17 protein-coding genes are annotated in these 17184 nt (G+C 65.4%); 8 read left to right on the top strand and 9 right to left on the bottom strand.

Going from position 1 to position 17184, the window contains the following annotated elements; all coding sequences use genetic code 11:
* The 8 genes from Verru16B_RS11555 to Verru16B_RS11520 all read right to left on the bottom strand — a co-directional run bounded on the left by Verru16B_RS11555 (window position 1) and on the right by Verru16B_RS11520 (window position 8135).
* Window positions 1–303, bottom strand: a complete 303-nt coding sequence (locus Verru16B_RS11555; RefSeq protein WP_069962427.1) for an urease subunit gamma — start codon at window positions 301–303, stop codon at window positions 1–3.
* Window positions 304–313: 10 nt separating this feature from the next.
* Window positions 314–1108, bottom strand: coding sequence for an ABC transporter ATP-binding protein (locus Verru16B_RS11550; protein ID WP_069962426.1), 795 nt, complete (start codon window positions 1106–1108; stop codon window positions 314–316).
* A gap of 94 nt (window positions 1109–1202) precedes the next feature.
* Window positions 1203–1979: an urea ABC transporter ATP-binding protein UrtD gene (urtD, locus tag Verru16B_RS11545; protein WP_069962425.1), complete on the bottom strand. Its 777-nt coding sequence runs from the start codon at window positions 1977–1979 to the stop codon at window positions 1203–1205.
* Between the two features lie 6 nt (window positions 1980–1985).
* Window positions 1986–3134, bottom strand: a complete 1149-nt coding sequence (urtC, locus tag Verru16B_RS11540; RefSeq protein ID WP_083270301.1) for an urea ABC transporter permease subunit UrtC — start codon at window positions 3132–3134, stop codon at window positions 1986–1988.
* The gene (urtB, locus tag Verru16B_RS11535) at window positions 3127–4902 is read right to left on the bottom strand and encodes an urea ABC transporter permease subunit UrtB (RefSeq protein WP_069962424.1); all 1776 of its coding nucleotides are present in this window, start codon (window positions 4900–4902) and stop codon (window positions 3127–3129) included. Before urtB ends, urtC begins: the two co-directional genes overlap by 8 nt.
* A 98-nt stretch (window positions 4903–5000) precedes the next feature.
* Window positions 5001–6248 (bottom strand): urea ABC transporter substrate-binding protein, encoded by a 1248-nt coding sequence (gene urtA / locus Verru16B_RS11530; RefSeq protein WP_069962423.1) that lies wholly within the window; start codon window positions 6246–6248, stop codon window positions 5001–5003.
* 132 nt (window positions 6249–6380) lie between these two features.
* On the bottom strand, window positions 6381–7370 hold the full coding sequence (locus tag Verru16B_RS11525) for an outer membrane beta-barrel protein (RefSeq protein WP_069962422.1): 990 nt from the start codon (window positions 7368–7370) through the stop codon (window positions 6381–6383).
* A 270-nt stretch (window positions 7371–7640) separates the two neighbouring features.
* Window positions 7641–8135: a phage regulatory CII family protein gene (locus tag Verru16B_RS11520; protein WP_069962421.1), complete on the bottom strand. Its 495-nt coding sequence runs from the start codon at window positions 8133–8135 to the stop codon at window positions 7641–7643.
* A gap of 126 nt (window positions 8136–8261) precedes the next feature.
* Between Verru16B_RS11520 and sucC the strand changes: the two genes are divergently transcribed.
* The 8 genes from sucC (at window position 8262) to Verru16B_RS11480 (ending at window position 16234) form a co-directional block, all read left to right on the top strand.
* Window positions 8262–9443, top strand: coding sequence for an ADP-forming succinate--CoA ligase subunit beta (sucC, locus tag Verru16B_RS11515; RefSeq protein ID WP_069962420.1), 1182 nt, complete (start codon window positions 8262–8264; stop codon window positions 9441–9443).
* A 20-nt stretch (window positions 9444–9463) separates the two neighbouring features.
* Window positions 9464–10387, top strand: a complete 924-nt coding sequence (gene sucD, locus Verru16B_RS11510; protein WP_069962419.1) for a succinate--CoA ligase subunit alpha — start codon at window positions 9464–9466, stop codon at window positions 10385–10387.
* A 78-nt stretch (window positions 10388–10465) separates the two neighbouring features.
* A complete protein-coding gene (locus tag Verru16B_RS11505; RefSeq protein ID WP_069962418.1) occupies window positions 10466–10939 on the top strand; it encodes a HugZ family pyridoxamine 5'-phosphate oxidase in 474 nt (157 codons plus the stop codon).
* A gap of 75 nt (window positions 10940–11014) precedes the next feature.
* Window positions 11015–11443 carry an HIT family protein gene (locus Verru16B_RS11500; RefSeq protein WP_069962417.1) on the top strand — a complete coding sequence of 143 codons (429 nt, stop codon included), beginning with the start codon at window positions 11015–11017 and terminating at the stop codon, window positions 11441–11443.
* Between the two features lie 95 nt (window positions 11444–11538).
* A complete protein-coding gene (locus tag Verru16B_RS11495; RefSeq protein WP_069962416.1) occupies window positions 11539–13197 on the top strand; it encodes a peptidylprolyl isomerase in 1659 nt (552 codons plus the stop codon).
* A 184-nt stretch (window positions 13198–13381) separates the two neighbouring features.
* Complete coding sequence (locus Verru16B_RS11490; protein ID WP_069962415.1) at window positions 13382–14866, top strand: TolC family protein; 1485 nt, start codon at window positions 13382–13384, stop codon at window positions 14864–14866.
* A gap of 146 nt (window positions 14867–15012) precedes the next feature.
* Window positions 15013–15711, top strand: a complete 699-nt coding sequence (locus tag Verru16B_RS11485; protein WP_069962414.1) for a tetratricopeptide repeat protein — start codon at window positions 15013–15015, stop codon at window positions 15709–15711.
* Between the two features lies 1 nt (window position 15712).
* Window positions 15713–16234: a DUF4199 family protein gene (locus Verru16B_RS11480; RefSeq protein ID WP_069962413.1), complete on the top strand. Its 522-nt coding sequence runs from the start codon at window positions 15713–15715 to the stop codon at window positions 16232–16234.
* Here the strand turns inward: Verru16B_RS11480 and miaA are convergent.
* Window positions 16196–17119, bottom strand: a complete 924-nt coding sequence (gene miaA / locus Verru16B_RS11475; protein ID WP_069962412.1) for a tRNA (adenosine(37)-N6)-dimethylallyltransferase MiaA — start codon at window positions 17117–17119, stop codon at window positions 16196–16198. The two genes, Verru16B_RS11480 and miaA, sit on opposite strands and share 39 nt — an antisense overlap.
* Window positions 17120–17184: the final 65 nt, after the last annotated feature.

Below are 17184 nucleotides of genomic sequence, written 5' to 3'. Positions count from 1 at the left end.
TCAACGGATGGGATTGTGGACCGTGACCAGCTTCGTGCCGTCAGGGAAAGTGGCCTCGACCTGCACGTCGTGGATCATGGAACCCACGCCTTCCATGACATCACTGGCCTTGAGGATGGTGGTCCCGTAGCTCATGAGCTCGGCCACCGACTTGCCGTCACGCGCGCCCTCGATGATCTCGTAGGTGATGATCGCGATGGACTCGGGATAATTGAGCTTGAGGCCGCGGGCCTGGCGGCGGCGGGCCAAGTCGGCCGCGGTGACAATCAGGAGCTTTTCGCGTTCGCGGGGGGTGAGGTGCATGGGCGGCGGGTCAGACCTGAAGATGCTCTTTAACGACCTCGTCGGTCAAGCTGGCGATGGGACCTGAGACCACGACCACGCCGCGGTCCATGGCATAAAAGCGGTCGGCCACCTCCCGGCAGAAATCCACGTATTGCTCCACGAGCAGGATGGCCAGGGCGTGGGTCTCCTTGAGCTTTTTGACCGCCGAGGTGATCTCGGCCACGTCCTTGGACGCCTGGTCGATGACGGCAGCGGGCGCGGCGGGCGCCTTGAGCTTCTTCAGCGTGTCGCCGATCTGGTCGATGATGGAGGGCTGGATGCCCTCGGTCGGCTCATCGAGGATCAGCAGCTTGGGGTTCGTGAGGAGGGCGCGGCCGATGGCCAGCTGCTGCTGCTGGCCTCCGGATAGGACGCCGCCCTTGCGCTTGAGCATGTCCTTGAGGACCGGGAACAGATCATACACCCGCTCGAGCGCCGCCTTGGCGTCGGCGCCCTTGCGCCCATGCACCACGAGGCCGATGTGTAGATTCTCCTCCACGGTCATGTGCGGAAAAATGTCGCGCCCCTGCGGCACGTAGCCGATGCCGGCCCGGGCGCGGACGTCGATGGAGAGTTTCTCGATCGGTTTGCCGTCGAACAGGATCGAGCCCGAGCGCACCGACAACACCCCGGTGATCGAGCGCAGCGTGGTGGTCTTCCCCACCCCGTTGCGCCCCATCAGGGCGACGACCTCGCCGGGATTCATCTCCAAATCGACCCCGCGGAGAATGCGCGAACCCCCGATGTAGGTTTCGACCGATGAGAGTTGAAGCAAGGCACTCATGATTGCAGCACCGGGGCACCGAGATACAGAGAAGCAAATGGCTCGGATGAATTTCTCCCTGCCCCTGTGTCTCTGAAGATATACTGGACTGTTTTCATCTCGTTCCGTGTTTGCCGCGGCCGAGGTAGACCTCGCGGACCTTCTGGTTGGACTGGACCTCGTCGAACTTGCCCTCGCAGAGGACGGTGCCCTGGTGGAGCACGGTGACGTTGCCGTCGCGGGCGATCTGCTTGACGAAGGCCATGTCGTGTTCGACCACGATGATGCTGTGCTTGCCGGAGAGGCTGATCAGCAACTCGCCCGTGCGGTGCGTCTCCTCATCGGTCATCCCGGCGGCCGGCTCGTCCACGAGGAGCAGCTTGGGTTCTTGCGCGAGGAGCATGCCGATTTCCAGCCACTGTTTCTCGCCGTGGGCGAGCAGGCCGGCCTTCCAATCGCGCTTGGCATCGAGCCGGACCAGCTTGAGCAATTCGTCGAGCCGGTCGTGCTCCGTGGAGGTCATGCGCTTGAAGAGCGAGGCGAAGACGCCGCGCGGTCCCTTCATGGAGAGCACGAGGTTGTCCCACACCGTGTGTTCGGTGTAGACGCTCGGGGTCTGAAACTTGCGGCTGATGCCGAGCCGGTTGATCTCATATTCGTTCAGCCGGGTGAGGTCATGATGGCTCGCGGGATCGGCCCCGAACTCGATCTTGCCCTTGTCGGGCTGGGCCCGGCCGGTGATCAGGTCGAAGAAGGTGGATTTCCCCGCGCCGTTGGGTCCGATGACCGTCCGCAGCTCCCCGTCATAGAGGTAGAAATTGAGATTCGAGATGGCCTTGAAGCCATCATAGGTCTTGGAGACATCCTCGACGGTGAGAATCGGGTGCGGCATGGCAGGTCAGGTCTTGGAGTTCGGCACCGGCGTCGGCGCCCCAGCGTCACCCTTGGGCGTCTGGAATTTCGCCCAGAACGCCTTCAGGCGGGCGGGCAGGCTGACCAACCCACCGGGCAGAAAAAGCACGACGAGGATAAACAGGCCGCCTAGGATGATCAGCCAGAGGTCCGGATAGGCGCGCGTGGCCCAGCTCTTCAGGGCGTTGATGCTGACCGCGCCGACGATCGGACCGAGCAGCGTGCCGCGCCCGCCCACCGCCACCCACACGACGGCCTCGAGCGACTTGTCCGCCTGCATCTCGCCCGGGTTGATAATGCCGACCTGGGGCACGTAGAGCGCGCCGCCGACGGCGGCGATGAGCGCGGCGAGGACAAAGATGAAGAGCTTGTAGTGGGCCGTCGCGTAGCCGCTGAAGAGCACGCGGTTCTCGCCGTCGCGGATGGCCTGCTGCACGAGGCCGAACTTCGTCTGGCTGAGCCAGCGGCAGAAGAGGTAAACCACCAGCAGGGTGACCGCGGTGGCGATGTACAGCCCGCGTTGCGTGGGCGAGGCCAGCAGGTCGTAGCCGAGGATGAACTTGAAATCCGTGAAACCGTTGTTGCCGCCGAGGAGCAGGTTGTTGCGGAAAAACATGATCGAGGCCGCATAGGTCAGCGCCTGCGTGAGGATCGAAAAATACACGCCCTTGATGCGGGAGCGGAAGGCCAGGTAGCCGAAGATGTACGCGATGACGCCCGGCAGGACAAAGACCATGGTCAGGGCGAAGGGGAAGCTGGCAAACGGCTCCCAGAAGGCCGGCAGCCGCTCCCAGCCGAGGAAGACGAGGAAGTCCGGAATCGGCTTCTTGTACTGGCCGAGATCGCCGATCATGCGCATGAGGTACATCCCGTGCATGTAGCCACCGAGGGTGAAGAAGAGGGCCTGGCCGAGGCTGAGCAGGCCGGTGGAGCCCCAGAGCAGGTTCACCGAGATCGCGAGCAGCGCATAACAGAGATATTTGCCCCAGAGCCGGATGGTGAAATCGCTCACGACCCCGTAGGCATGGAGCAGCGGGAAGAGCACGATCATCACCACGGCCACGCCGGTGACCACGCTCAACTCGAGCCGGTGGCGCGCGAACCAGGAGGCGGGAGCGGGTACGGGATTACTCATCGAGGTTGCGGCTGCGGGTGACGAAGAGCCCGGCGGGCTTCCACTGCAGGAAGAGGATGATGCCGCCCAGCACGAGGATCTTGCCGAAGACGGCGGCGTCCTGCGCGAGGTTCTGGAGGAAGCTGCCGATGCCCGGCACCCAGGCCAGGCCGGGGGCCCAGTGCGGGAGGTATTGCTGCAGCACCTGGTCGAGGCCGCCGATGGTGAAGGCGCTGATGATCGTGCCGGCGATGCTCCCCACCCCGCCGACCACCACGACCATGAAGGAGTCGATGATGTAATTCTGCCCCAGAGAGGGGCCGACGTTGCCGATCTGACTGAGGAAGGCACCGGCCAGGCCGGCCAAGCCGCTGCCCAGGCCGAAGGTGAGCATATTCACCCGCTCCGTCCGCACGCCCATGCAGGAGGCCATCGTGCGGTTCTGCATGGAGGCGCGGATCAGCAGGCCTAGGGAGGTCTTCGACAACACCAGCCACATGCCGAACACGATCAGGATCGCGAAGCCGATCACGAAGACACGGTTCCAGCCGAGCAAGACGTCGTTCACCGTCCAGTTGCCGCTGAGGTAGACCGGGCTCGAGACCTGGACGTTGTTGGCGCCGAACATCAGTCGGAAAACCTGTTGCAGCACGAGTGACACCCCCCACGTGGCCAGCAGGCTCTCGAGCGGGCGCCGGTAGAGAAAACGAATGACACTGCGCTCGAGCCCGATGCCCACCAGCGCCGCGGCGATGAAACTGAGCGGGATGGCCGCGAGGAAATACCATTGGTAGGCCGCGCCCGTCAGCCCCAGGCCGGGGATCGGCAGGCTGAAACCGAAAAACGGGATCGTGATGCCCGTGCCGAAGATGTTTTGCACGAGGTAGGTCGTGTAGGCTCCGACGGCAATCATCTCGCCGTGCGCCATGTTGATGACGCGCATCAGGCCGAAGGTGATGGCCAGGCCGAGCGCGCCGACAAGCAGGATGCTGCCAAGGCTGACGCCGCGAAACAGGGTGCCCAGAAAATCCACCGTGGAACGGTGCGCCTCGACGGAAGTAAGCGCCGAGCGCGCGGCGGCGGCCACGGGGGCGTTTTTCTTCTCCTCCGCCTCCTTCAAGGCGCGCTGGATGAAGTCGGTGCTGGATAGAGTCGACAACAGCTTCAGGTCCGCGAGGGCGGTGATTTTAACCTCATCGCTCGGATCCTTCAGCCGGATCAGCGCCACGGCCTCGCGCAAGGCCCGGAGCACCTGGGCGTCCGTTTCGAGCGGCTGGCGGGCGGAGAGGACCTCCAGCTTGCTGGCATCCTGCGCGAGGGCGATGGTCTGCACAGCCTTCAGGCGCTTGCGGGGATCGGGCGAAACCACGTCGAGCAGATCGAGCACGGTCTTCATCACGCGGCGCAGGCCGCTGGTGTGGTCGACGGCGGTCAGGCCGGCAGGAGTCAGCCGCAGTGGCTGGCCCGCGGCATCGGTGAGCGGCTGCCCGTCGATGATCTTGAGTGCGGCCCGGGCGCCGGCGGCGTCCTTGTCGCCCGTGAGCTGGACCGGGACGGTGGTGCCATCGGGCGCCTGGTAGAGGAAAAGCTGGTCGCTGCGCCAGGCGACGAGCAGGTCGGGAATGGCCTCGTCGGGCTCGCCCAGGAGCGAGGAAATCAGGGTGCGTTGCTCCGCGGCATCCTTGGCCTGCACGGCCTTGACGATGATGGCGCGGGCCGATTCGGCCGCCAGCGGGCTCGTCCCGAGAACGCAGAGGGAGAGCAGCAGCAGGCGGTGAAAAAATTTCATGCGTGGGGCAATTCGCGTTGCTAGATTCATGCCAAGCAAGCGGGGCGGGCATGAATACCCGCCCCGCGTCCAATACCTACAAACAAAGTGCTTGGTGCTTACTTGAACTTACCCTTCAGCCAGGGCTCGCCGTAGACGTTGGCGAAGGACTTCACGATCTTGAACTGGCCGTCGGCCTTGGTCTCGCCGATGAAGACGTTCTTCGTGACGTGCATGTTGGGCTGGGAGGTGACGGTGCCACCGGGGCCGTCGAAGGAGAGTCCGCTCTTGAACGCGGCGCGCACGGCGTCCACGTCGAACGTGCCGGCCTTCTCGACCGCGGCCTTCCACAGGTAGACGCCGACGTAGCTGAGCACCATCGGGGAGCAGGTCACGCGGCCTTCCTTGACGATGCCGGGGACGTCGGTCTTCGCGAGCCAGGCCTGGAAGTCCGCGACGAACTTCTTGTTGGCGGCGGAATCGATCGACTGGAAGTAGGTCCAGCAGCCGAGCTGGCCGACGAGCTGGTCGGCGGGCAGGCCGCGGAACTCATCCTCGGAGATCGAGAAGGAGACGACCGGGCAGGTCTCGGCGGTGAGGCCGGAGGCGGCGTATTCCTTGAAGAACGGGACGTTGGTGTCGCCGTTCAGGGTCGAGATCACGCAGGCGTCCCCGGAGGCGGCGAACTGCTTGATCTCGGCGACGATCTGCTGGTAGTCGGTGTGGCCGAAGGGCGTGTACTTGCCGGCGGAGATGATTTTGCCGGACTCGTCCTTGCGGAAACCGCCGCCGATGTTCTCGATCGGCACGCCCTTGGAGAGGAGGTACTCGAGGAGCACGAGGTTGGTGGTCTGCGGATAGACGTAGTCGGAACCGAGCAGGTAGAACTTCTTCTTGCCCTCGGCGAGGTAGTAGTCGACCGCGGGCGTGGCCTGCTGGTTGACGGCCTCGGCGGTGTAGGCTACGTTCTGCGACTCCTCTTCGCCCTCGTACTGCACGGGGTAGAAGAGCAGGCCGTTGTTCTTCTCGAACACGGGCAGCACGGACTTGCGGGACACCGAGGTCCAGCAACCGAAGGTCACAGCGACCTTGTCCTGCTCGAGGAGCTGGGTGGCCTTCTCGGCGAAGAGCGGCCAGTTCGAGGCACCGTCGACGACGACGGGCTCGATCTTCTTGCCGAGCACGCCGCCCTTGGCGTTGATCTCGTCGAAGGTGAAGAGCAGGACGTCACGCAGCGAGGTCTCGCTGATCGCCATCGTGCCGGAAAGGGAGTGGAGGACGCCGACCTTGACGGTATCGGCAGCCTGGGTAACGGCGGTCGCGAGAAGCGCGCCCGCGGCAAGGAGGTAACGGGATGATTTAAGCATGGTGAAACAGGAATCGAATGTGGGTGTGGAAGGACCCGGCCGGCTCCGGTTGGGACGGAGCACCGGCGGGGGGAGGAATAAACAGCGGGCGGCGCGAGGACGCGGCTCCGCGCAGGGGCGGTCAGGCCCGACTCAGAACTTGAAGATGACCTGGGTCGCGAAGAAGCTGGAGGAATCCTTCCAGTAGTTCTTGTAGTCGAAATAGCTGTATTCGAAGAGCACGCCGAGGTTCGGGGTGATCGTCACCGCCGGGGAGATGGTGGCCTTGACGTACTCGGCATCGCCGGCGCCTTCTTCCTCGCCGCCGCTGAGACGGCCCGTGAGGGTCCACTTGTCATTGAGCGAGCCCATGGCGAGCAGGAGCCAGAAGTAGCCGTCGGTGTCGCCGGCCGGGGCGCTGAGCTGCGAGTAGCAGTACTCGGCGGCGAGCGTGACGCCGCTGACCTTGGTCTGGGCCCACACATCGAAGGTGAACAGGTCGTCATTCGTCAGGTTCGCGCCGTCATCGTAGGCGATGGCGGTGAAGAGGCTGGCGTCACCCTTGGAGAACTTCAGGTAGGCCTCGAAGCCGGCGCCATTGTCGAGGTCGCCGTCACCCTTCCAGTAACCGGCGCCGGGATTCACGGAGTCCAGCACGGCAACACCGCCGCTGACGCCCTCGCCCGAGAAGTCGTAGCGCACGCCGGAGTGGTAGGCAGGGATGTAACCCGAGAAGCCGCTGTTGTTGGCGTACGAGATCTGCAGCATGTTCGGGTAGTCGAAGGCTTCGTAACCGAGGTAGCTCAGGAATTTGCCGACCGTGACGGAGCTGCCGCCGTCGAGCGAGTAAGTCGCGAAGGCATCGAGGACCACCAGGTCCGATGTGTTGAAGGTATGCAGGCTCACGGTGCCGGTGAGCTTCTCGAAGGAGGCGATGCTGCTGAGCTTGACGGCGTCGACGTCCATGAAGGAGTCGTCGGCGCTGCCGCCGGCGGCGAGATCGTCATCCTGGTAGAAGGCGGTGCCGCTGACGTAGCCCGAGACACTGAAGTTCTCGTTCAACTTGATGTCGGCGGCGGCCGTGCCGGCCAGGGACAGGAGGGCGGTGGCCCAACCCGCGAGTCTGAGGGATTGCTTGGTCATGAGTGCTGTAGGTTTGATTGCTGGGTTTGTGTTGTCTTGCCCCGCTCCGCCGGCCCGGAGGCCGTGAAGCGGTTCAGACACCCAATTTAGCAACTCCCCTGCCACCCCTCCGTCACGCCATTGTCATAAAGGGTTTGTTCCATTCATGGCCGCATCGCCGATCCATGAATCGTTTTCATCTCCTCATTTTTTCAGAGGAGAAAACCGGCGGATGAATCCGACTCATGCGCGCGGTCTGCCGCTCACCAGCCGGATCAGATCGATAATCTGCTAATCCGCGGTCCGGGCTGCATCAGACTTCGTAATGCCCGATTGCAGCGCGCGGAAATTTCCTTCCTCACAACTGTGTACAAATCCCTCCGTCACCGATTTCAGGTCCTCCCAGCGGCGCCGGATGGCCTTGGCCTCATCCTTCGTCACGGTGTTGTCCGCCGCCGCCACGGCAATCACGCCGAGCATGTCGGCGAATTCCTGCACGATATTGTTCGTGAAAGGAATCAACTGGTAGGGGTGTGGCTTGGCCTTGGGATTGGTGATGAAAAAGCCGCCGGCGCGCTCACAGACCCACTGCGCAATCCGGGCATCGTTGGTGATGCGCAGGAGTTGCTCGATGCGATCGAGCGGATTGTTGGCCCCGCTCCCGGTCTCGTCCTGCGGGGGCTCGGCCCACTTGTAGATGAGCGAGAGGGACAGGCCCATGTCGGCCGCGACCTGTTTCGCGCTGGTCTTTTTCAGCACTTCCTTGAGCAGCTCATGCGATTGCATGGGCGCCAGCCTGCCCGGTCCCGTCCGGAAGGCAATCCCGCCCTGCGGCATGTATCCGCCAAGACTTGCGGAATCTTTTTTGTGTCAATTGCCCCGGCTTTGTGGCTAAATCGGGCCTTTCTTTCCATGAATATTCACGAGTATCAGGCCAAGGCATTGTTCGAGAAATATGGTGTCGCCGTCCCCAAGGGCGTCGCCGTCCGCACCGCCGCCGAATTTGAACCTGCGCTGGCCCAACTCCCCGACGCCCCGGTCGTCGTGAAATCCCAGATCCACGCCGGTGGCCGCGGCAAGGGTACGTTCACCGACGGCTTCAAGGGCGGTGTTAAGTTCGCCAAGACCAAGGCCGACGCCCTCGGCTTCGCGAAGGCCATGTTCAACAACACCCTCGTGACCGCCCAGACCGGTCCGGCCGGCCGCAAGGTCCAGACCATCTACTTCACCCAGGCCAGCGACATCACCAAGGAATACTACCTCGCCATCCTGCTTGACCGCGTTTCCTCCCGCCCCGTCATCGTCGCCTCCACCGAGGGTGGCGTCGAGATCGAGAAGGTCGCGCACGAGACCCCCGACAAGATTTTCAAGATCATCGTCGACCCGGCCGTCGGCCTCCAGGGCTACCAGGCCCGCGAACTCGCCTTCCGCCTCGGCCTCTCCGGCGATTATTTCAAGAACGCGGTGAAGCTCATCACCTCGCTGTACCGCATGTTCTGGGAAACCGACGCCGCCATGGTCGAGGTCAACCCGCTCATCACCACGCCGACCGGCCAGGTGCTCGCCCTCGACGCCAAGGTCTCCTTCGACGACAACGCCCTCTTCCGCCACCCCGAGCTCGTCGCCCTCCGCGACCTCAACGAGGAGGACCCCAAGGAAATCGAGGCCTCGAAATACTCGCTCTCCTACATCGCCCTCGACGGCAACATCGCCTGCCTCGTCAACGGCGCCGGCCTCGCCATGAGCACGATGGACATCATCAAGCATTTCGGCGGCAGCCCGGCCAACTTCCTCGACGTCGGCGGCGGCGCCTCCAAGGACCAGGTCACGGCCGCCTTCAAGATCATCCTCACCGACCCGAACGTGAAGGGCATCCTCGTCAACATCTTCGGCGGCATCATGGACTGCAATACGATCGCCACCGGCGTCGTCGCCGCCAGCCGCGAGCTCGCCCTCACCATCCCCCTCGTCGTCCGCCTCGAGGGCAACAACGTCGCCGCCGGCAAGAAGACCCTCGCCGAGTCCGGCCTCAAGATCGAGTCCGCCGACACCATGGCCGACGCCGCCCAGAAGATCGTCAAGCTCGTCGCCTAACCGTCCACCGCCCCTCTCCCATGTCCATTCTCATCACTCCCGCAACCAAGGTCCTCGTTCAGGGCATCACCGGCGAATTCGGCGCGCGCCACACCAAGCTCTCGCTCGACTACGGCACCCAGATCGCCGCCGGCGTCACCCCCGGCAAGGGCGGCCAGTTCTTCGAGCACAACGGCCACAAGGTGCCGATCTTCAACACCGTCCGCGACGCCGTCGCCGCCACCGGTGCCACCGTCTCCACCGTCTTCGTGCCGCCGCCGTTCGCGGCCGACGCCATCCTTGAGTGCGCCGACGCCGAGCTCGATCTCTGCGTCGCCATCACCGAGGGCATTCCGATCAAGGACATGATCTCCGCCAAGCGCGCCCTGGCCGGCCGCAAGACCCGCCTCATCGGGCCCAATTGCCCCGGTATCGTCACCCCCGGCGCAGGCAAGGACTCCACCGGCGGCTGCCGCATCGGCATCGCTCCCGGCTACATCCACAAGCAGGGCCACGTCGGCGTCGTTTCCCGTTCCGGCACCCTCACCTACGAGGCCGTCTTCCAGCTCACCTCCAAGGGCCTCGGCCAGACCACCTCCGTCGGTATCGGCGGCGATCCGGTCAACGGCACGTCGCACCTGGACGTCATCAAGCTCTTCAACGACGACCCCGACACCTGGGGCATCATCATGATCGGTGAGATCGGCGGCAGCGCCGAAGCCGAGGCCGCCCGCTGGATCAAGGCGAACTGCAAGAAACCCGTCGCAGGTTTCATCGCCGGAGCCACCGCCCCGGCCGGCCGCCGCATGGGCCACGCCGGCGCCGTCGTCGGCGGCGCCGAAGACACCGCCGCCGCGAAGATCGCGATCTTCAAGGAATGCGGCATCGAGTGCGCCATCACCCCGAGCGATATGGCCGACGCCCTTATCCGCGCCGCTCAAGCCCGCGGCGCCAAGCTGGCCTGAGCCACGGTATACCCACCCACCAAGCCGGGTCTGCCACAGATCCGGCTTTTTTGCGCCCGGCCCCCGTTTCCCTTCCCGATGGACGCCTCCGACACCCACCTCCTCCTCACCCTGCTGGAAAAGCAACCGGTCGCGGCGCTCTCCACGCTCCATCAGGGCGAGCCCGCCGGCTCCATGGTGCCTTTCGCCCTCCTGCCCGGGGGCCGCGGCTTTGTCATTCATGTCAGCCGTCTGGCCGCCCACACAGGGGACCTTATCGCCAACCCGGCCGTCGGCCTGCTCGTGATAGCCACGCCCGACGCCACCACCTCTCCCCTCGCCCTCCCTCGCGTCAGTGTGCAAGGCCGCGCCCGCTTGTGCCCGCCCGAAGACCCCGCGTATGCGGAGGCCCGGTCCTGTTATCTGGCCAAATTGCCCCAAAGCGAAGGGCTGTTCTCGTTTCAGGATTTTTCTCTCGTCGTCATTGAACCGCAGACCTTCCGCTTTGTCGCCGGCTTCGGCCGGGCCCTGACGATCTCGGCCGAGCAGTTTGCCGGCCTCAGCCGCGCCTGAGGCCGAACGGCCGGTCCGCTCCGCGCCCCGCGCCCCGGCCTCGACAGGTGGCAACGCCCGGCCCACGCTGGCCCCATGAGCACCCTCCCCGACTGCTTCTATTGCCGCAAGGACCAGCGCCTGCACGACCTGATGATCGAGTTGGCCCCGCTTTCGGTCTCAACCCTCTACCTCTTCAAGGAGCAGACTTACCGCGGCCGTTGCGTCGTGGCCTATCACGGCCACGTCAACGAGCTCTACGAACTGCCCGCCCCGGAGCTGGCCCGGTTCACCGCCGATGTCGCCCGCGCGGCCAAGGCGATGCGCACGTCGCTCGGCGCCGCGAAGATCAATTACGGGGCCTACTCCGACAAGCTCCCCCACCTGCATGTCCACCTGGTGCCAAAGTACGTCGACGGTCCCTCGTGGGGCACGACCTTCACCATGATGCCAGACCCGAAGGTTTTGCTGTCTGACGGGGACTATGCCGCCCTGGCCGCGGTCATCCGCGCCGCCCTGGACTGAGCCGGCCGCGGGGACCCGCACCCTCCTCCCCCTCCCCGCCGCTTCGCCTGTTGACAGAGGAGGGAGGCCTTCTATTGGCTCTTACCCTTTCCCCCATGATTTCCTGGATTCAAAAGTACTTTCAGAAGCACATCCCCCTCGTGATGTTCGTGATGTTGATCATCATCGGTCTGCCGATGGTGTTCATCTACAGCCAGTCCTCCGGCATCGGCATGGCCGACGTCAAGGTCCGGCAGCAGCAATTCTTCAACGTCAACCTCGCCAACCAGGAACAGGCGAGCCGCGTCTTCACCGATGGTGAGCTCAGCGGCTACCTCCGGGCCGGCTACCCCGCCCTCCAAGGCGCCCAACTCCAGCAGTACGCCCTCCAGCGTGTCGCCGGCCTCGCCCTCGCCGACGAGCTCCACCTGCCCGTCCCCACCTCCGAGCAGGTGGCGAAATATGTCACCACCCTCCGCGCCTTCCAGAACGAGAAGGGCGAGTTTGACCAGTCCGTCTACACCCGCTTCGGCGATTCCCTCAAGTCCAGCGGCAGCCCCTTTACCGCCGCCGGCGTCACCCGCGTCCTGCGCGACGACACCCGCCTCGAGGCGCTCGTCAAGATCGTCGGTGGCCCCGGCTACGTGCTCCCGTCGGATGTGAAACAGCAGCTTTCCCGCATCGACTCCACCTGGACCGTCCAGGTGGCTTCCCTCGACTACGCCAGCTTCGCCCCGGCCATCAACCCGTCGGAAGAGGTCCTGAAAAAATTTCATGAGGAAAACGCCTTCCGCTATGACGTACCCGCCCGTCCCCGGATGAGCCTCGTCGAGTTCAAGGCCGCCGCCTTCGCCCCGCCCGTCGGCCCGACCGAGGAGGAGCTCCGCGCCTTCTATACCGCCAATCCCAGCCGCTTCCCGGTGCCGACCGAGGCCGGCAAACCCGACGCCGCCCTCGACGCCGCCGGGGCCGACAACTTCCCCAAGGTCCGCGCCGAGGTCGAGTCCACCCTCCGCGACCTCGCCAGCCGCAAGCTCGCCTCCCAGGCCGCCAACAACCTGACGGTCGCCCTCTTCGAGAAGAAATTCGCCCCCAACGCCCCGGAGCTGGCCGCCTTCCTCTCCGGCGTGCGCCTGACCCCCGTGGCCATCCCGCCCTTCGCGCCCGATGCCCCCCCGGCCGACCGCACCTGGCTCGGCAGCTACGCCGAGGCCATTGCCCGCCTGACCAAGGACCGCCCCTTCTCCGACGCCCTCCCCACTCCCGATGGCTTTGTGGTGATGCTGTGGCAGGAAAGCCTGCCCGCCTACCAGCCCATCTTCGCGGAAGTCCGCGAGCGCGCCCTGGCCGATTATCGCACCACCGAAAAGCGCCGTCTCTTCATCGAGCGCGGCAACGCCCTCAAGGCCCGCCTGCAGGCGGCCGGGAGCCCGGCGGCCTTCGCCGCCGCGGCCGCGGACGAAAAACTTGAGGTCAAGACCTACGCCTCCTTCACCCTCCGCCAGCCGCCGCAGGACTTTCCCCAGCCCGCCATGGGGGCCTTGGGTTCCCTGGAAACCGGCCAGGTTTCCGACCTCATTGGTTCGGGGGACAAGGGTCTGCTGGTCTATGTCCAGGAGAAGAAATTGCCTGACCTCACCCCCGCCAACCCGCGTTACGCGGAGGTCCAGACCCAGCTCATGAGCTTTGCCTCCAGCAGCAACGAAAACGCCATCCTCGGCGGTCTCGTGGAAGCGGAACTCGCCAAGAACAGCCCTGAAGCGGCGACCCCCTAAGTCCCCCTGCCCGCCCCAAGCCGCTCATCCCGCCTAAACACCGCCCGGATAAGAGCTCACTGCCACCGCCTCCCTGCGGTGGCTTTTTGTTGTCCGGGAAACCTTCGTGGTTTGCCACCGTCACAAAAAGCTTAAACTTTGGTCGCCGTTCGCGTGTTGTACCGCTGACCAGCCTTTCCCTCTCATGACCCAGCTCCTTCGCCGTCTCACCGCCTCATCATTGGCCGCCCTGCTCCTGTGCTCGGCCGCCCGCGCCCAGGACAGCGTGCCCACCTCGGTCCCCGGCGCCACCACCGAGGCCGCCGGTCCCGAGCTGACCCTGGAGCAATGCATCGCCCGCGCCCTCCAGAAGAATTTCGACCTCGAGATCAGCCGCTTCGCCCCGCAGATCGCGCAGGACAGCATCGTCGTCGCCCGCGGCGGTTTCGAACCGCAACTCTCGGTCACCGGCTCCACCGGGGAAAACACCGCCCCGGGCTTCGAGAGCAAGGATACCGACCTGCGCGTCGGCGTCACCCAGCGCCTCCAGACCGGCACCACCGTGAGCGCCAGCAGCCGCCTTAACCGCAGCTCCTCCGACCCGGCCCCCCTTCTCAATCCCGCCTACGCCGCCGACCTCACCCTCTCCGTCCGCCAGTCCCTCCTCAACGGCGCCGGCCTCGCCATCAACCGCGCCGGCATCGAGCGCGCCGAGATCGGCTTCGCCCGGGCCAACCTCGAGTACAAGGCCCGTGTCCTCGACATCATCCAGGACACCGAGAACGCCTACTACAACCTGGCCTACGCCCGCGAGCAGCTCGCCGTCCGCAACTTCTCCCTCACCCTCGCCAACAAGTTGCTCGATGAGGCCAAGACCCGCCGCGACACCGGCGTCGCCACCGACCTCGATGTCCTCCAGGCGGAGGTCGGCGTGGCCAACGCCCACCGCAGCGTCATTCTCGCGGAGCAGTCCGTCAAGGATCGCCAGGATGGCCTGCTCGCCCTCATCGGCCAGTTCGAGCTCGACGCCGCGCTCGGCACCGTTCGCTTCAAGGAAGTCACCGCCGCCGCCCCCGTCTTCGCCTCCTCCTACGCGATGGCCAAGCAGAACCAGCCCGACTATCTCTCCTCCCAGGCCGCCATCGAGCAGTTCCGCATCGACCTGAAACTCGCCAAGGATGCCGCCCGGCCCGACCTCACTGTCGGCGCCGCGCTCGGTCTCAGCGGCACCAACGGCAGCACCTCCGACGCCTTCGGCGACGCCTTTGACCGGCAGAACAAGGCCTGGCAGGTGGACTTCGCCTTCAATTATCCCTGGGGCCAGAAATCCGACCGGGCCCGCGAGCGCCAGAGCCTCGCCGCCCTGAGCCGCGAACAGTCGCGCCTGCGGCAGACGGAGCAAACCATCGAGCTCCAGGTCCGCAGCGCGGTGCGCTCCGTCGAGACCAACCTGGAGAGCGTGAAGATCGCCTCCCTCGCCTCCGCCCTCAGCCAGAAGCAATACGAGCTCGAGAAGGCCAAGTTCGACGCCGGCCTCTCCACCAGCCGCCGCGTCCTCGAGGCGCAGGACGATCTGGAATCCGCCCGCGTGAACGAGCTGCAGGCCAAGGCCACGCTGCACACCGCCATCGCCGCCCTCCACCGCATCGAGGGCAGCTCCCTGCAACGTTACGCGGTTGAGCTTCCCTGATACCTTGTAGCCGGGGTCGCTGACCCCGGAACAACTTCGGCGCCTGTAGCGGCGGTCATGGACCGCCGCCACCTCCCATCCGGGCACCCGCCCCCGGATTCACGCGTTGCCATCACCTTGTCCGTACCTTCAGCTCGCGGGTGCGCATGAGCAAAAAGACCCCTCCTCCCCCCGCGGCCTCTTCGTGGTCCACGATTGTGATCATCGCCCTGTTCGGGGCGCTCTTCGGGGGCACCCTCACCTATTTTATTGTCCGCCGTCCCGCGCCCGCCGGCACCATGGCGTCCCTGACCAGCGCTCCGGCCAACCCGGATCCGACCACCCACCGGCCGGCCGTGGATCTCACCGCCGGCCAGACTCCGCCCCAGGCCGCCCGCACCCTCGGCAATTTCTATTACGACCACCAGAACTGGGCCCAGGCCATCGAGCATTACCAATCCGCCATCCGCCAGGGCAGCGACGACGCGGACATCCGCACCGACCTGGGCAACGCCTACCGCTTCGCCGGCAAGCCGGATGACGCCCTCGTCCAATATAACCTGGCCCAGAAGATGAGCCCCACACACGAGTTCAGCCTCTTCAACCAGGGCGGTCTCTTTCTCGACGATTTCAAGCAGCCCGGGCGGGCCGTCGAGATCTGGCAGGAATACATCACCCGCTTCCCCACCGGCCAGAACGTCAACGCCGCCCGCCAGCTCATTGCCCAAACCCAAGGGGGCGGAGTCATGCCCCCGTCGGCCCCGGCCGGTCTCCCGGCTGCGCCACCCCCGCCCCAGACCTCCGCCGCCGAGGACCTGATCCTGCGCCAGATCCAAGCCGGCCAGTCCAAACCCGCCAACCCCTGACGTGTCGCCTCCGCTGAAATACGGCCTCCTGGCGGCGGTCGCGACGAGCCTCTGGCTGCTCCTGGCCTGGGCGCTGGGTCTCCACACCGAGCACATCGGCCTGGGCCACCTCGCCAACTACGGGGCCGAGGTCATCCTGATCGTCGCGCTGTGGCGCGCCCTGCATCAGCAACTGCACGAGGCCAACCGCTATTGGCTTCCCGTCTGGCAGGGCCTGCTCCGCGGCCTGCTCACCGCGCTCGTCGCCGCGATGGGCGTTTATATTTTCCTGTCCCTCTACCTGCAATTTATCAACCGCGACTACCCCGACCTCCACCTTGACTGGCAGGTCGCGCGGATGCGGGCGGCGGGTGAATCCGAGGAACAGGTGCGCGCCGTCGCCCGGGCGTACCGCTGGAGCACCGGTCCGGTCGGCCTCCCCGTGACCATCGGCGGGGTCTACCTCCTCTTCGCTTTCATCGCCGCCCCCCTGCTCACCCTCTGGTTAAACTGGCGCCGCAAAGAGCCGCCCCGGGTCGGCTGAGTCCGCCGGCACGAGTGGGTGGACCGGCAGCTGCGTTTTGAACCAGGTGCGTTGTTTTTTCACCAGCGCCCGCGTATTGCGCGCGATGACCGCGGTCAGGTCGCTTTCCGCCAACCGGCCCTCGAGAAAATCGATGGTTTCCCGATAACCGATCGCCCCCGCTACGCTCGGATTTTCCTTCAACCCGCCGCGTTCCAGGAGTCCGCGGACTTCCGCCACCAGTCCGGCCCGCACCATTTGCTCGACCCGCGTCGTGATGCGTGCGTCCAGTTCGGCGGGCTCCCGCACCAGTTGGCACAACCTGACCTCCAAATCCGCAAAGGCCGAAGGCAGCGCGTCAAAGGCGGCCTGCAGTTCACCCAGCGTCCGCCCCGACGCGAGGCACCGCTCCAAGGCCCTGGTCACCCGGCGGGGATTCTGGATATCTAAGCCGCCCAGCCCGGCGGGATTCAACCGCTGCAATTCCTCCACCAGGGACGCCAGCCCGGCACTGGCCAGCCGCTGCCTCACGCCCTCCCTTATATCCGGAGCCACCGCCACCTCATCGGCGACCGGGGCAAAGAAAGCCTTGAGGTAAAATCCACTCCCCCCGGTCACCAACACCTGCCGGCCGCGGGCCAGGATTTCCATCACCGCCTTCCGTGCTCTGATCACGTATTGGGTGACATCCATCCGGTCGGCCAGATCGCAGCAGTCCACGAGGTGATGCGGCACCCGCGCGAGCTCGGCCGGTGACGGCTTGGCCGTGCCGATGTCGGCCCCCCGGTAGAACAACAGCGAGTCACAGGACACGATCTCGGCGCCGTGGGCCTCGGCCCACCGCAGGGCCAGCTCGGTCTTGCCGACGGCGGTGCAACCGGTGAGGACGTGGATCGGACGGGGCATCGGCCCATGGAAACGGCGTCCCCGAATTGTTGCAAAACTCCTTTTGCCATCCCGCCCCGAATTGT

This window comes from Lacunisphaera limnophila, from assembly GCF_001746835.1.
Taxonomy (GTDB): Bacteria; Verrucomicrobiota; Verrucomicrobiia; order Opitutales; family Opitutaceae; genus Lacunisphaera; species Lacunisphaera limnophila.
The sequence above is the reverse complement of the archived record's forward strand: the minus strand, read 5'-3'. Positions and strand labels throughout refer to the sequence as shown.

What these genes read in the sequence shown, in the direction of transcription:
- Verru16B_RS11555 (WP_069962427.1), bottom strand. Translation starts at nt 303, where the DNA reads ATGCACCTCACCCCCCGCGAACGCGAAAAGCTCCTGATTGTCACCGCG.
- Verru16B_RS11550 (WP_069962426.1), bottom strand. Translation starts at nt 1,108, where the DNA reads ATGAGTGCCTTGCTTCAACTCTCATCGGTCGAAACCTACATCGGGGGT.
- urtD (WP_069962425.1), bottom strand. Translation starts at nt 1,979, where the DNA reads ATGCCGCACCCGATTCTCACCGTCGAGGATGTCTCCAAGACCTATGAT.
- urtC (WP_083270301.1), bottom strand. Translation starts at nt 3,134, where the DNA reads ATGAGTAATCCCGTACCCGCTCCCGCCTCCTGGTTCGCGCGCCACCGG.
- urtB (WP_069962424.1), bottom strand. Translation starts at nt 4,902, where the DNA reads ATGAAATTTTTTCACCGCCTGCTGCTGCTCTCCCTCTGCGTTCTCGGG.
- urtA (WP_069962423.1), bottom strand. Translation starts at nt 6,248, where the DNA reads ATGCTTAAATCATCCCGTTACCTCCTTGCCGCGGGCGCGCTTCTCGCG.
- Verru16B_RS11525 (WP_069962422.1), bottom strand. Translation starts at nt 7,370, where the DNA reads ATGACCAAGCAATCCCTCAGACTCGCGGGTTGGGCCACCGCCCTCCTG.
- Verru16B_RS11520 (WP_069962421.1), bottom strand. Translation starts at nt 8,135, where the DNA reads ATGCAATCGCATGAGCTGCTCAAGGAAGTGCTGAAAAAGACCAGCGCG.
- sucC (WP_069962420.1), top strand. Translation starts at nt 8,262, where the DNA reads ATGAATATTCACGAGTATCAGGCCAAGGCATTGTTCGAGAAATATGGT.
- sucD (WP_069962419.1), top strand. Translation starts at nt 9,464, where the DNA reads ATGTCCATTCTCATCACTCCCGCAACCAAGGTCCTCGTTCAGGGCATC.
- Verru16B_RS11505 (WP_069962418.1), top strand. Translation starts at nt 10,466, where the DNA reads ATGGACGCCTCCGACACCCACCTCCTCCTCACCCTGCTGGAAAAGCAA.
- Verru16B_RS11500 (WP_069962417.1), top strand. Translation starts at nt 11,015, where the DNA reads ATGAGCACCCTCCCCGACTGCTTCTATTGCCGCAAGGACCAGCGCCTG.
- Verru16B_RS11495 (WP_069962416.1), top strand. Translation starts at nt 11,539, where the DNA reads ATGATTTCCTGGATTCAAAAGTACTTTCAGAAGCACATCCCCCTCGTG.
- Verru16B_RS11490 (WP_069962415.1), top strand. Translation starts at nt 13,382, where the DNA reads ATGACCCAGCTCCTTCGCCGTCTCACCGCCTCATCATTGGCCGCCCTG.
- Verru16B_RS11485 (WP_069962414.1), top strand. Translation starts at nt 15,013, where the DNA reads ATGAGCAAAAAGACCCCTCCTCCCCCCGCGGCCTCTTCGTGGTCCACG.
- miaA (WP_069962412.1), bottom strand. Translation starts at nt 17,119, where the DNA reads ATGCCCCGTCCGATCCACGTCCTCACCGGTTGCACCGCCGTCGGCAAG.